The organism is Streptomyces gottesmaniae (genome assembly GCF_031845845.1).
GTDB classification, from domain to species: Bacteria; Actinomycetota; Actinomycetes; order Streptomycetales; family Streptomycetaceae; genus Streptomyces; species Streptomyces akebiae.
In genome coordinates this window covers 259,655-273,297 of sequence record NZ_JAVRFJ010000002.1, presented here as the reverse complement: position 1 = coordinate 273,297, position 13,643 = coordinate 259,655, and the positions used below count along the sequence as shown (strand labels likewise).

At 69.6% G+C, this 13,643-nt stretch carries 12 protein-coding genes and 1 tRNA gene; 3 read left to right on the top strand and 10 right to left on the bottom strand.

Translation table 11 applies throughout. The features are described 5' to 3' along the window. Window positions 1–145 precede the first annotated feature (145 nt). Window positions 146–219, bottom strand: a tRNA-Met gene (locus RM704_RS03655). Window positions 220–263: 44 nt separating this feature from the next. After that, on the bottom strand, window positions 264–3,203 hold the full coding sequence (locus tag RM704_RS03650) for a UPF0182 family membrane protein (RefSeq protein WP_311589516.1): 2,940 nt from the start codon (window positions 3,201–3,203) through the stop codon (window positions 264–266). 163 nt (window positions 3,204–3,366) lie between these two features. On the opposite strand from RM704_RS03650, the gene RM704_RS03645 reads away from it, so the two are divergent. Beyond that, on the top strand, window positions 3,367–3,909 hold the full coding sequence (locus RM704_RS03645; protein WP_033525463.1) for a PPA1309 family protein: 543 nt from the start codon (window positions 3,367–3,369) through the stop codon (window positions 3,907–3,909). A gap of 94 nt (window positions 3,910–4,003) precedes the next feature. On the opposite strand, the gene RM704_RS03640 is transcribed toward RM704_RS03645, so the two are convergent. From RM704_RS03640 to RM704_RS03625, 4 genes are all read right to left on the bottom strand, one after another. Then, window positions 4,004–5,101, bottom strand: a complete 1,098-nt coding sequence (locus RM704_RS03640) for a YlbL family protein (RefSeq protein ID WP_033525464.1) — start codon at window positions 5,099–5,101, stop codon at window positions 4,004–4,006. 72 nt (window positions 5,102–5,173) lie between these two features. Next, window positions 5,174–5,338 carry a hypothetical protein gene (locus RM704_RS03635; protein ID WP_179201718.1) on the bottom strand — a complete coding sequence of 55 codons (165 nt, stop codon included), beginning with the start codon at window positions 5,336–5,338 and terminating at the stop codon, window positions 5,174–5,176. Between the two features lie 186 nt (window positions 5,339–5,524). Then, window positions 5,525–5,983 carry a molybdenum cofactor biosynthesis protein MoaE gene (locus RM704_RS03630; RefSeq protein ID WP_033525465.1) on the bottom strand — a complete coding sequence of 153 codons (459 nt, stop codon included), beginning with the start codon at window positions 5,981–5,983 and terminating at the stop codon, window positions 5,525–5,527. 139 nt (window positions 5,984–6,122) lie between these two features. Further along, window positions 6,123–7,235 (bottom strand): SDR family oxidoreductase, encoded by a 1,113-nt coding sequence (locus tag RM704_RS03625; protein WP_033525466.1) that lies wholly within the window; start codon window positions 7,233–7,235, stop codon window positions 6,123–6,125. A 190-nt stretch (window positions 7,236–7,425) separates the two neighbouring features. On the opposite strand from RM704_RS03625, the gene RM704_RS03620 reads away from it, so the two are divergent. Then, complete coding sequence (locus tag RM704_RS03620) at window positions 7,426–8,841, top strand: zinc-dependent metalloprotease (protein WP_033525467.1); 1,416 nt, start codon at window positions 7,426–7,428, stop codon at window positions 8,839–8,841. Beyond that, window positions 8,838–9,353 carry an NUDIX hydrolase gene (locus RM704_RS03615; protein WP_033525468.1) on the top strand — a complete coding sequence of 172 codons (516 nt, stop codon included), beginning with the start codon at window positions 8,838–8,840 and terminating at the stop codon, window positions 9,351–9,353. The genes RM704_RS03620 and RM704_RS03615 overlap by 4 nt, the downstream gene beginning before the upstream one ends. 175 nt (window positions 9,354–9,528) lie before the next feature. On the opposite strand, the gene RM704_RS03610 is transcribed toward RM704_RS03615, so the two are convergent. The 4 genes from RM704_RS03610 to RM704_RS03595 all read right to left on the bottom strand — a co-directional run bounded on the left by RM704_RS03610 (window position 9,529) and on the right by RM704_RS03595 (window position 13,488). After that, window positions 9,529–10,281 carry an AIM24 family protein gene (locus RM704_RS03610; protein WP_033525469.1) on the bottom strand — a complete coding sequence of 251 codons (753 nt, stop codon included), beginning with the start codon at window positions 10,279–10,281 and terminating at the stop codon, window positions 9,529–9,531. A gap of 27 nt (window positions 10,282–10,308) precedes the next feature. After that, window positions 10,309–10,986 carry an AIM24 family protein gene (locus tag RM704_RS03605; protein ID WP_033525470.1) on the bottom strand — a complete coding sequence of 226 codons (678 nt, stop codon included), beginning with the start codon at window positions 10,984–10,986 and terminating at the stop codon, window positions 10,309–10,311. A gap of 8 nt (window positions 10,987–10,994) precedes the next feature. Further along, the gene (locus RM704_RS03600; RefSeq protein ID WP_033525471.1) at window positions 10,995–12,638 is read right to left on the bottom strand and encodes a TerD family protein; all 1,644 of its coding nucleotides are present in this window, start codon (window positions 12,636–12,638) and stop codon (window positions 10,995–10,997) included. Between the two features lie 253 nt (window positions 12,639–12,891). Then, entirely contained in the window at window positions 12,892–13,488 is a 597-nt protein-coding gene (locus RM704_RS03595) for a M48 metallopeptidase family protein (protein WP_033525472.1), read from the bottom strand. Between the last annotated feature and the right edge of the window lie 155 nt (window positions 13,489–13,643).

Here is a 13,643-nt window from a genome sequence, read left to right as displayed (position 1 = left end):
ACCTGGTATACCGCAGCCATTGAGGTCACTACAGCGTTTTGTCGACATGCCCACAGAGCGACAAGTCAAACACAGATTTCCCGACCACCCCAGGCAACACGTCGAAGGCCCGGATCCTTTAGAGGATCCGGGCCTTCAACTTCAGTAGCGGGGACAGGATTTGAACCTGCGACCTCTGGGTTATGAGCCCAGCGAGCTACCGAGCTGCTCCACCCCGCGCCGTTGCGTTGCAACCGTACCACGGCGCGGGACGGAGCCTTGCATCAGCCGCTTCCGGAGCCCCCGTCGCCGCTCTGGTCGCTGTCCTCACTGCCGCTGCCGCCGGTCCCGTCGGCCTTGGCCTGCGCGTCCTCGGCCCGCTTCAGCGCGTCCTCCAGGTCCTGTTGGGCCCGGCCGTACGCCTCCCAGTCGCCGTCCTTGAGGGCCTGCTGCCCCTCGTCGAACGCCTTCTGGGCTTCCTCCAGGGCCTGTTGGACCGTCGGATCGCCGGACGTCGGCGGCTCGTCGGTGCCCTCGTCGCCGTCGTCCACCGGTGGCTCGGTGGGCGGCGGCGAACCCTCGGTCTCGAACACCTTGTTGAGCGCCGCGTCGAGGGTGTCCTCGAAGGCCGTGTTGCCGCCGTAGGTGACCAGCACCTTGCGCAGCAGCGGGTACTTGAGTCCGCCGCCTCGCACATAGACGGGTTCCACATAGAGCAGTCCACCGTCGAGCGGGACCGTCAGGAGGTTGCCGTACTCGACCTGTGAGTCACCTCTCTTGAGGAGGCTGATCGTCTCGGCGATGTCCTGTTCGGAGTTGAACTGGCTCTGGACCTGTTTCGGTCCGTCGATCGGTTCGCTGGTCGGCAGTTTCAGGATTCTGATCTTGCCGTAATCCTTGGTGCCCGCCTCGGCGTTGACCGCCACGAAGGCACTGAGGTTGTCCCGGCCGTTCGGTGTGAGCGTGGTGGTCAGCGAGAACGACTGTTCCGTCTGGCCAGGCAGCTTCATGCTCAGGTAGTACGGCGGCACCGCGTTGCCCGACGTGTTGGTCGGGTCGTCCGGGACCTGCCACACCTCGCTGCCGCTGAGGAACGTCTCGGCGTCCTTCACGTGATAGCGGGTCAGCAGTTCGCGCTGCACCTTGAACAGGTCCTGCGGGTACCGCAGATGGGCCAGCAGCGAGTCGGAGATGTCGTCCTTCGACTCCACCGTGCCCGGGAACGCCTTCATCCAGGTCTTCAGGACCGGATCCTGGGTGTCCCACTGGTAGAGCTTGACCTGACCCGTGTACGCGTCGACGGTCGCCTTCACCGAGTTGCGGATGTAGTTGACCTGGTTCTGCTGTGCCACCACCGCGCGCTGGCTGTTGTCCGCGGTCAGCGAGTCGGCCGTCGTGTCGCCCAGGGTGGTGCGGGAGGCGTACGGATAGCCGTTGGTGGTGGTGTACGCGTCGACGATCCACTGGATCTTGCCGTCGACGACGGCCGGGTAGGCGTCGCCGTCGATGGTCAGCCAGGGGGCGACCGCCTCGACCCGCTCCTTGGGCGTGCGGTTGTACAGGATCCGCGAACCCTCGCCGATGGCACCGGAGTAGAGGATCTGCGGCTCGTTGAACGCCACCGCGTACGCCGCCCGGTTGACCGGGCTGGAGAGGTTGATCCCGCTGCCGCCCTTGTAGCTGGTGGTCTTCTCACCGCTGTCGTCGGAGTAGTCGATCTCCTTCTGGGGACCGCCGACGATCGAGTACTGGGTGGTCTTCTCGCCGTAGTAGACCCGCTGCTGGTACTCGCCCAGGTCGCCCTTGGACGGCAGGTCGGACTCGGTGAACACCGGACGGCCGCCGGAGGTGGCCTCGGTGCCCTTGGCGGCGACCACGCCGTACCCGTGGGTGTAGCGGAAGTGGTCGTTGATCCAGTTGTTCTTCGGGATGCCCGCCAGGTTCAGCTCGCGCAGGCCGATGACGGTGTCCTGCTCCGCGCCGTCCTCGTTGCTGTACCGGTCGACGTCCAGGTTCGTGGGGAACGCGTAGTAGTTCCTCATCTGCTGGAGCTGCTGGAACGTCGGCGAGACGATGTTCGGGTCGAGCATGCGGATGCTGGCCGTGGTGTCGGCGTCCTTGCGGAGCTTGGCCTTGTCCGTGGTCTCGCTGACACCCGAGTACTCCTCGACGTCCGTCCCGTCGATGCCGTAGGCCTGCCGGGTCGCCGCCAGGTTCTTCTCGACGTACGGCGCCTCCTTGGCCTGCTCGTTCGGCTGGACCTGGAACTTCTGCACGATGGCCGGGTACAGCCCGCCGATGAGGATCGCGGAGAGCACCATCAGGCCGAAGCCGATGACCGGCAGCTGCCAGGTGCGCCGCCAGATGGTGGCGAAGAACAGCAGCGCGCAGATCACGGCGATGCAGAACAGGATCGTCTTGGCCGGCAGGTAGGCGTTGGCGTCGACGTACCTCAGACCCGTCCAGTTGCCCGTCGCCTTGAAGTCGCTGGACTTCACGGCGAGCCCGTACCGGTCGAGCCAGTAGGCGACCGCCTTCAGGGCGACGAAGATGCCGAGGAGCACCGACAGGTGCCCGGTGGCCGCGGCGGTGGCGCGCGCACCCGGGGAGGTGACCCTGAGGCCGCCGTAGAGGTAGTGCGTGAGCGCGGCGGCGATCACCGAGAGCACGGCCGCGGCGAAGCCGAAGCCGAGCAGGAAGCGGTACCAGGGCAGGTCGAAGGCGTAGAAGGCGACGTCCAGATTGAACTGGGGGTCCTTCTGTCCGAACGACACTCCGTTCACCCACATCAGCCAGGTGCGCCACTGCCCGGAGGCGGAGGCGCCGGCGATGAGGCCCACCAGGGAGGTGATCCCGAGGAGCAGCCACTTCTTGTAGGGCGCGATGCCCATGCGGTACCTGTCGAGGCTCTGCTGTTCCATCGACATCGCGCTCAGCGGCGGGCGCAGCCGGTGCGCGAGCCAGATGTTGAAGCCGACCGAGGCCGACATCAGCAGGCCGAAGACGAAGAAGAGCCCGATCTTCGTCCACAGGGTGGTGGTGAAGACGGACGAATACTTCACCGACCGGTACCAGAGCCAGTCCGTCCAGAACCCCGCGAACATGACGAACGCCATGCCGAGGACGGCAAGGACGCCCAGCGTCATGAGCAGGGTCCGGACACGTCGGGACGGTCGGCCCACTCTCATCCGCGGCCCCGTCGGGCCTCCGCCGCGGTCCGGCATCTGGAAAGCCAAGGTGCGCACCTCGAAGTTCGCTGTCGATACGTCAGGCCCGCGTCTACGGACCCTCCAGCGGGCCCCGTGATCGTAGGGGCCTCACCTATGCAACTTACTCACGCTTTACTCGGTTCCCGCTTCGGGGAACGAACGAGGCAGGATTGTGACCATGTCCAACACTCCCATGGCAGCGAACCCCCTCACCCGGGCCGTCCTCGAGATCGACGAGTACGCCTCGGGCCTCGGCTGGGACCAGCCCGCTCGCCTCTTCGCCCTCGTGGATACCGCGCGTCTGCGGGACCAGGAACCCGCGCTCGCGGACCAGCTCGGTCTTCAGGAAGCGCCCGAGGCAGCCGGCCTCACCCCGATCGAGCAGGACGAGATCCCCGCCGGCAAGGCGCTGGACGAGTTCCTCGGCACCATCGCCTGGCCCGACGCGGTGGTCGGCTGCGCGCTGACCGTGGAGCGGCTGATGCTGCCGCCGTCCGCCGAGGCGTCCGTCCCTGAGGACCTCGACGGGTCCCGTCTCACCAAGTGGGTCGCCTCCCACCCGGACCGCCAGGAGGTCCGGATGACGGTCGCCGTCCTGCGCGACGGCTCCCGCGACTCGGCCCTGCGCCTGCGTGAGAAGGACACCCCGACGGAGGTTCTCACCGGCCCCGAGCTGGTACCGGGCCTGGCGGAGGCCCTGTCCGCGACCTTCGTGGACTGATCTTCGGAACGACGACGATCCGATCTACGACAGTGGGGGCGCCCTCCGCGCGCGAGGGCGCCCCCACGCGCGCGTACGCCGTCCTCTGCTCCTGTCAGCCCTTGGTCGTGCACTTCGGCAGGTCGGCCGTGTCGCCGGCCCGGATGTCCTTCAGGGCTCCGAGCGCGTCCTCGATGGTGTCCACCTTGACGAGGGTGAGTCCGTCGGGGGTGTCCTTGGCGGCCGCGGCGCAGTTGTCCTTGGGCGTCAGGAAGTACTCGGCGCCCTTGTCGCGCGCGCCGACCGTCTTCATCTCGATGCCGCCGATGGGGCCGACCTTGCCCTCGTCGTCGATCGTGCCGGTGCCGGCCACGAACTTGCCGCCGGTCAGATTGCCCGGCGTCAGCTTGTCGTAGATACCGAGGGCGAACATCAGTCCGGCACTCGGGCCGCCGACGTCGGCGAGCTTGATGTCGATGGTGAACGGGAAGGTGTGGTCGGTCCCGGCGGAGATCCCGACGATCGCCCGCTCCTCGCCCGTGTCGTCGGACTTGGCCGTGGTGATCGTGACCTTCTCGGTCTCGGTCGCCGTCCTGTTCGCCTTCTCGGCGGCGGCCTGCGCCTTGGCGGGCACGATGACGAAGTCGACGTCCTCGCCCGGCTTGTGCTTGGTGACCAGCTTCGCGACGTCCTCGGGCGCCTTGACCGCCGTACCGTCGACGGACTTGATCACGTCACCGGCGTGCAGCTTGCCCTCGGCCGGCGAGTCCTTGAGAACGGTGGAGACGATCACCCACGACTTCACCGGGATGTCCAGCTCCTCCAGGGCCGCGACCTTGGCGCTCTCCTGGGACTGGCTGAACTCCTCGGCGTTCTCCTGGGTGGACTGCTCCTCGGTCTTGCCGTCGGGGTAGAGCGTGTCGTGCGGCACGACCTTGTTGTCGTGTGCCAGCCAGCCGTAGACGGCCTCGACGAGGTTCATCCTGTAGTCGGCGCTGGTGACACGGACCGTGGTCATGTTCAGGTGCCCGGTCGTCGCGTACGTCTTGTGTCCCGAGATCTGCAGCACCGGCTCGCCGTCGTGCTCCCCGAGCGTGTTCACCGTCGGCCCCGGCGACATCTCCGCATAGGGCACGGGAATGATCACTCCCGCGCACAGGAGCGCGATCAGCATCAGGGTGGAGGCGAGCATCGTCGCGGTGCGGCGTGGCATGGAACGACAGTACGGGACAGGCCTGTCAGTGCACCGTCGGGGCCGTCCGTCCGGGGGCCGGGTGCGGGGGCGTCAGCCGCCGGTGTGGGACCGCTCCATGGCCTCGCGGAAGCGCGAGTATCCCGCGAGTTCGGTGCCGTCCTCGATGCTCCTGCGGTTCCGACTGGCCCAGCCACCCCACAGTCCGGCACCGATCGCGGCCACCAGTGGAATCAGCAACCAGGCAAGCGCCGCCATGCCGGCCTCCCAACCCCTATGAAGCAACCACAACTGACTGATCAGCAGATTATCCGTCCGCCCCGTCAACGCTCTCGCCGGGGGGCGGGTTACGCAACCGGAACGCACAGGGACGCATTCCGGTCACGACCTCGGCAGGCTCCCACCCGTCCTCCCCCGCCCGGCCACCACCCCTCACCGACGGCGCTACGCGCCGACCCATTCATCGGTGCCGTCGGAGAATTTCTGGTGCTTCCAGATGGGCACCTCGTGCTTGAGATCGTCGATCAGCCTGCGGCACGCCTCGAAGGCCTCGCCCCGGTGCGGACAGGACACGGCGACGACGACGGCCAGGTCCCCGACCTGCAGGTCTCCCACCCGGTGCACCGCCGCCAGTGCCCGCACCGGATAGTCGGCGACCACCTTCTCCGCGATCCGCCGCATCTCGGCCTCGGCCGTGGGGTGGCACGAATAGCCGAGTTCGTCGACATCGGCGCCCCCGTCGTGGTTCCGCACGGTCCCCACGAACAGCGCGGTCCCCCCGGCCGCGTCGTCCCCGACCGCCCGGAACACCTCGTCGAGGGAGAGCGCCGTCTCCCGGATCCCGATCAGCTTGACGGGCTCCTGGGCCCCCCGCTCACCGGGGTGATCATCATTCACAGCCATACCCCCATCGTGCCCCACCCGACACCGGGACGTCTCCCTGCCGTGGCCGCGGGCAGCCGGGCGGCACAGGTGGGCGCAGCGCACCCGACACGCGCCGACCGACGGGACCCGACCCCCGGCCCGGACCAGCGAGGGCCCCTCAACGCCTGCCCCGAGCCTTCCGCGCCCGCCGCACCAACGCCGCGGTACCCAGCAGCGCGACCGTCGCACCGGCGGCACCCGCGGCCGTCGCGTCCTTCCGCCCCAGCCGCCGTCCGGCCACCGTGTGCCGCCCGGCGACCTCCTCCAACAGCTCCGCGAGCACTTCCTCGTTCGTCCACAGCGGCCGCCACCCGGCGTCGTGCAACCGGCTCCCGCTCACGACCCACGGGTACATCGTGTACGCCAGGTCCCCCGCCGGTGACGGCGTGAGCCCGATCCGGTGCAGCCGGGCGGCGGCCCCGAGCGCGACCGCGGACGGCAGCTCCATGCGCCGGATCCCGCTGAGCTCCTCGACCTCCTCCTGCTCCAGCCACCCCTCGCATCCGACGGCCAGCTCCCCGTCGACCTTCTCCAGCACGGCGTACTCCAGCGCCCCGCAGAGGTCCTCGACGTGACAGAACTGCCAGGCGGGTCTGGACCCGGCCACCACCAGCAGTCGGGGCGACTCGAAGTACCTGGTCAGCGCTGTGTCCGTCCCTCCGACCAGGGTCGCGGGCCGCACCACGGTGACATTGAGGCCCGGATGGGCACGCGGCGCCCGGCGCGCGAGCCGCTCGATCTCCAGCAGGTCGCCGACCCCCGTGGCCTCGGCGGTCGCCCGAAGCTCGGCGTCCTCCGAGAGCGGCAGCTCGTTGTCGGGCAGCGCCCCGTAGACCATCGCCGACGTGCACAGCACGACCCGGTGCACCCCGGCCGCGGCGGCGGCCGTGAGCACGGTCTGCGTACCGCGCACGTTGTACGCGCTGCGGGCCGCCGAGTCCGCCCCCAGGTCGAGGTCGACGGCGAGGTGCACCACCACGTCGGCCCCGCGCAGCTTCTCGGCGATCGCCGGGTCCCGCACATCCAGGATGTGCCACTGAGCGGCGGCGCACTCGCCGCGCCGCTCGTCGATGGCGATGACCTGCCGGATCTCGTCGGACTCGGCGAGCCGCTCCGTGAGCAGCGCTCCTACGCCGGACGCGGCACCGGTGACCGCGACGACGGGCCCGCGCACGGCGGGACTGGTTGAGTGGTTTCGCGCTGCGCGAACCTGCGGATCTGGGGAACTCACCGGGCGTCTCCAGCGGTTGTCTTCAGTACGAACGCGGGTGACGCGTACGTACCAGGTGGCATCCATCCTGCCGCAGGCCTTCGGTCGGCGGAGCACCGAGGCCTTAACCCGCCGTGGTGTCTACGCTGGGTGGTGTTCGGGCAGCCGTGCCGTCGGAGAAAACCGATGGCCCTATCAGCCGAGGAATCCCGTGAGTGACACCCCATTCGGATTCGGCCTTCCGCCGGAGGAGCCGGACGACGGCGACGAGGGCAAGAAGAAGGACCAGCAGAGCGGTGGTGGTCAGGGCCCGGCCAACCCGTTCGGTTTCGGGTTCCCCGGGGCCGGGGGCCCCGGCGCCGACAATCCGTTCGCCGCGATGTTCGGTTCCATGAACCCCACCGACCTGGGCGCCGCCTTCCAGCAGCTGGGCCAGATGCTCTCGTACGAGGGCGGCCCGGTGAACTGGGACATGGCCAAGCAGATCGCCCGCCAGACGGTCGCCCAGGGGACCGCCGACGGCACGAAGGACGAGAGCGTCGGCCCCGCCGAGCGCACCGCCGTCGAGGAGGCCGTCCGCCTGGCCGACCTGTGGCTGGACGACGCGACGTCCCTGCCGTCCGGCGCGGGCTCCGCCGTGGCGTGGAGCCGCGCGGAGTGGGTCGAGGCCACCCTGCCCGCCTGGAAGGAACTGGTCGACCCGGTGGCCGAGCGGGTCGGCGGCGCCATGGGCGACATCCTGCCGGAGGAGATGCAGGCCATGGCCGGCCCGCTGATCGGCATGATGAAGTCGATGGGCGGCGCCATGTTCGGCCAGCAGATCGGGCAGGCCGTGGGCGTGCTCGCGGGCGAGGTCGTCGGATCCACCGACGTCGGCCTGCCGCTCGGACCGGCCGGCAAGGCCGCGCTGCTGCCGCTGAACGTGGCGGCGTTCGGCAAGGACCTGGGCGTCGGCAAGGACGAGGTGCGGCTCTACCTGGCCCTGCGCGAGGCCGCCCACCAGCGCCTCTTCGCGCATGTGCCGTGGCTGCGCTCGCATCTGTTCGGCGCTGTCGAGGGCTACGCGCGCGGGATCAAGGTCGACACGGCCAAGCTGGAGGACGTGGTCGGCCAGTTCGACCCGCAGAACCCCGAGGAACTGCAGCAGGCGCTCCAGCAGGGCATGTTCCAGCCGGAGGACACCCCGGCGCAGAAGGCGGCCCTTGCCCGTCTGGAGACCGCTCTGGCGCTGGTGGAGGGCTGGGTGGACGCGGTGGTGCACGCCGCCGCGAAGCCGCGTCTGGCGTCCGCCGACGCCCTCCGCGAGACCCTGCGCCGCCGCCGTGCCACCGGCGGTCCGGCCGAGCAGACCTTCGCCACGCTGATCGGTCTGGAGCTGCGCCCCCGCCGCCTGCGCGACGCCTCCCGCCTGTGGGCGTCCCTCACGGACGCGCGCGGTGTCGACGGCCGCGACGCCCTGTGGGCCCACCCCGACATGCTGCCCACCGCCTCCGACCTGGACGACCCGGACGGCTTCGTCCACCGCGAGCAGATGGACTTCTCCGAGCTGGACAAGATGCTCGGTGAGGCCGCGGACGGTTCCACCGAGAAGCCGGACCTCAAGAAGAAGGACGACGACACCGAGTGAGCCTGCACGAAGACGCGGTCCTCGTGCTGAAGTGCTACGAGGACCAGGCCGAGCTGCGCCAGGCGTACCTCGACCATCTCGCGGCCCATCCGGACGGCATGTGGAAGGCCAGCGGCGCCGGGCACATCACGGCGAGCGCCCTGGTGATCGACCCCGAGCGCGGCCAGGTGCTGCTCACTCTCCACAAGAAGCTGCGCATGTGGCTCCAGATGGGCGGCCACTGCGAACCGGAGGACATCAGCCTGGCCGGCTCCGCCCTCCGCGAGGCCACCGAGGAGTCCGGCATCGCGGGCCTGACGCTGCTGCCGGGCGGCCCGGTCCGCCTCGACCGCCATCACACCCCGTGCGCCTGGCACCTGGACGTCCAGTACGCGGCCCTCGCCCCGGCCGACGCGGTCGAAGCGATCAGCGACGAGTCCCTCGACCTGCGGTGGTTCGCCTACGACGAGGTGCCGACCGTGGCCGACGATTCGGTCGTACGCCTGCTGGAGGCCACGCGAGCGCGGCTCTGACCTCGCTCTTTCGCATGACGTCGGCGGTCTGTCGGCATGGCGCCGCCGGGCCGTGGGCATGCCCCCGCCGGGGGCACGAACGCGGTAAGGGGCGTCCGCAAGGCGGAACGCCCCTTACACGTGGACCCGCTGACCCATACCTGGGCATGGCCCGGCTCGCCCATCGGCCCGTCGATCAGTTGCGGCTGCCCCCGAGGGAGTTCCCGCTCAGTCCGCCCGCGCCCATGCCGAACTGCCCGAGCACCCCGGACGTCCGCAGGTGCTGCGGCGGAAGCAACTCGCTCGGCTGCACCAGGACGTGCCCGTGGCCACCGAAGTGCATCTCCCAGCCCTCACCGGTGGACCCCCTGCGGCGCCACACGGCGGACGTGGAGGTCGGCGCCTGGAGCTGTGTGCGCAGCGAGGTGGACCAGGCGATGACGGCGTCCGAGTCGACACAGATGTTCTTCTCGGGCGTCACCTCCAGCGCGAGCGGTTCACCCGAGGTCATCAGGACGACCTTGCCGCCACCGGACAGCTCCAGGTTGTACGCCCCCGCCGAGGCCACCTCGACCGCGCTGTCCACGGCGACGATGCCGACGTTCAGAGAGCCGTCGAACGCGAGGACGGCGGAGGAGTCGACGGTGATGCCGCTGCCGACCTCCATGATGTGCAGGTACTGCGCGAAGTTGGCGAGATACACGATCCCGTTGCCCTTGCAGCGCATGAGTTCGAGCCGCTCACCGGTCATCCGCTCGGCGTTGCGCCAGCTGCGGTTGCGGTACTGGCTGTCGAACTCGATCTGCCCCTCGAAGGCGACCATGGCTCCCTGACGGGCCAGGACCGGGCTGCTGCCGATGGTCACATCGGTCTTGAGCAGCTGCGGGTTCTGCAGTGTGTAGCGCTCGGTGTGGTTCACCGGGATGTGCGCGAAGAGTGTGCTGTGCATGGTGTGCTGTTCTCCTCTCAGCCCCGGTCAGCCACGGATCTTGAAACGGTCGCCGGTGTCCTCGCTGGGCTGGACGACCACGAAGCCCCGCCCCTTGAACCCGATCTGGAAGGCCTCGCCGCTGCCCCGGCCGATGAGCGCACTGGCCTTGATGGTGCGGCGCGCCTTCATGTCGAGGCCGTCGGTCCAGGCGATCAGCGCGTCCGGGTCGACGTACGTCTCCCGTTCGGCGCAGTCGAGGGAGATCGGCACGCCCCGGCTGACCAGGGCGACCCATCCGGTGCCCCGGATCACGAGGTTGGTGAGGCCGGAGCCCGAGAGCTTGGCGAGGCCCTTGACCGGCTCGATGGCGAGCTGGAGGGAGGCGTCGCAGGCCAGCAGAGTCGGGCCGTTGACCGACAGCGCCTCGTTGTTCAGGTGGAGGATGAGGACGTCGCCGCCGTAGTCGGCGAGGTACAGGTCCCCGTCGCCCCGGCAGAGCATCAGCTTGCCGCCCTCGCCGGTGACCATCTCCTCCGCGCTGCGCCGCAGCGTCGCGGGCGGGCCGTCGAACTGTACGTAGCCGTCGTACGCGATCATCGAGCCGGCCTTGGCCAGGAGGTCCTGGCCCGTGACCATGGCGACCTTGAGCGTCTTGGAGCTGTGCACGCTCATCCGGACGCCGGTGGAGGCGGAGCGGTGCGCGTTGAGTGTCTGGAGGTCCATGCTCTGCCTCACACCTCGAAGGGCTGGACGACGACGAAGTTGCCGGGGGCACCGCGGAACTGGAGGTTGATGGCCTCCTGGGTCTGCCGTGCGTACCCGGAGCGGCGCAGCCTGAGCGAGGTCGTGGTGACAGCCTGCGCGCCGGCGGACCAGGCGATGACGGCGTTGCCGTCGACGTAGGTGGCCGGGCCGACGGGCAGCACGACGGGAACCCCGCGTGTCTTGACGACGACCGCGCCCGTGCCGGAGAAGAGCATGCTGAACAGGCCGCCACCGGGCAGGCCCGCGCCCTCGATGCGGCGGATCTCGGTGTCCAGGGACTCGTCGAAGGCGAGGACGCCGCGTGCGCTGGTGTAGAGCTGCTCGTTCTCCAGGCGGATGACGAAGAGACGGCTGCCCTCGTCGGCGAGGAACACCTCACCGTCTCCGGAACACCGCATCAGGGCCATGCCCTGGCCGGTGAGCTGGCCCGTCAACTTGCCGAGCAGGCCGGAACCCTTGTGGGCGAAGTCGATGTCGCCCTGGTAGGCGACCATGCTGCCCTGCTTGGCGAGGATGTTGGCGCCCTTGGTGAGCGTGGCCCGCACCATCTGCGGGTTCTGCTCGGTCCAGCGGTCCCCGACGGGGGCCTCGGAGTACTTCGTCAGGACGACTCGCAGCCCTGCCTCCGGCGGCACCGGCGCGAGCTGTGTACCGCCGCCGAAAGGCTGTGCCTGGCCCGGGAAGGCACCAGGGGCGCCCGGGGGCGTGAACGGACCGCCTTGCGGAGCTGCGCCCGGCGGGGTGAAGGGGCCACCCTGGGGCGGGGCACCGGGAGGAGTGAAGGGCCCACCCTGGGGCGGAGCGCCGGGCGGGGTGAAGGGGCCACCCTGGGGCGGAGCGCCGGGCGGGGTGAAGGGGCCACCCTGAGGTGTGGGGGCTGCCGGGGGCGGGACGGTGCCGCCGGGCGGCGTGTTCAGGGGCGCGGCGATCGTCGGAGCGGCGTGCACGGAGGGTGAGGGCGCCGGGGGCCCGAACGGCTGGGCGGGCGCCGGGGTGGCCGGAGCCGCGGGGGCACCGAACGCGGGTGGGGCGAAGCCCGGCGTGGCGTCGGCCTGCGGCTGCTGCGGGGCGACGGGCTCCTCCTCGGCGACCTCGCCGCCGAAGTTCTTCAGCAGCGCGTCGAGGCCGCCGTCGAAGCCCTGCCCGACGGCCGCGAACCGCCAGACGTCCTTCAGGTAGAAGTCGCCCAGCATCACGGCGCGCTCGGTGGAGAACTCCGAGCCGTCGAACGGATACCTGGCCACCTCCTCGCCGCCCGCGACGATGCGGACGTAACCGGGGCCGATCTGCGACATCTGCCCGTTGCCGTCGATCGTCGCCGTGAAGGACAGCTTCTGGATCTGCGACGGGATCTTGTCGAGAGTGACACGGAAGGACTCGGTGTCACCCGACTGGGCGCCCAGGAGCTGGATCGACTCCTCGGGGGTCTTCGGCTGGTTGAAGAAGACGAAGTAGCGGTCGTCCGAAAGCCGTTCGTCGGCGTCCAGTCCGAAGCAACTGATGTCGAAGCTCAGCCCGGGGGCGGAGATCTGTACGCCTACGTACAGATCCGTACCCGCGGTGAGGTCACTGATCTTGGCCTTGTGGCCGCGTTGGAATTCCCTGGCCATGCGTAACGACCGTCCCCCATCCCGAAAGTGCGTGCGCCTGCGAATGCGTCGCGCCAGGCTAACCGCAAAGTCCTGAGACGTACGAGGCTGGTACAGAGACGGTACAAAAGCGCGACTTCGGTCACCGGTCCCACAAACGCACACGCGCGCGTGAAGCGCCCGTTTCGTGGCACCCACGCCCGGGGCACCGGCGGGGCGACGCCTTAGGGCAACGGGTCGCGGACCGTTTCCGGGCGAGCGGCCACGCGAGGTGTCACTCGTCCCGTGTGAGGGGCAGGTGAGGCAGCCGGTCGGCGGCGACCACCCCTTCGAGGTAGCCGCGAGCACGCTCAGTGCGTGGATAGGCGTCCAGCAGCTGCCAGAAGCGGGGGCCGTGACCTGGTACGAGCAGGTGTGCGAGTTCGTGGAGGAGGACGTAGTCGACGACGTACTCGGGCATGCCCTGCAGCCGGTGCGAAAGACGGATGCTGCCCTCGGCGGGGGTGCACGAGCCCCAGCGGGTGTTCTGGTTGGTGACCCAGCGCACGGAGGTGGGCCGGGCGCGACCCCCGAAGTACTGGTCCGAGAGCCGGGCGGCCCGCTCCGCCAACTCGGTGTCGCCGAGGCGCCGTTTGCTCTCCTGCGCGGCCAGCTTGTCGAGCATGACGGTCACCCAGCGCTGCTCCTCGGCCTCGGACATCCGGGCGGGGATGAGCACGACGGTGCGATCGCCCTCGCGGTACGCGGAGACCGTTCTGCGCCGGCGCGCGCTCCTGCGGACCTCGATCGCGCTCGCCCCCGAGTTGTTTGGCGGCTGGCTCGTCGTGCTGCGCGGTGACTTCGCGGCGCGGTGCAGTGGGTCGGCGGGCACGCCCCGACGTTACCCGCTGCACACGGGGGAAGTCCCGCCTCCGGGACGGTTCGATATCGATCCGCACTCCGAGCGCCTGATTTGTACGACGAATGCCGTCGCCTGTGGACAACTCTCGACAGACGTCGTCGCTGTCCGTGCATGCTGGCACTCGT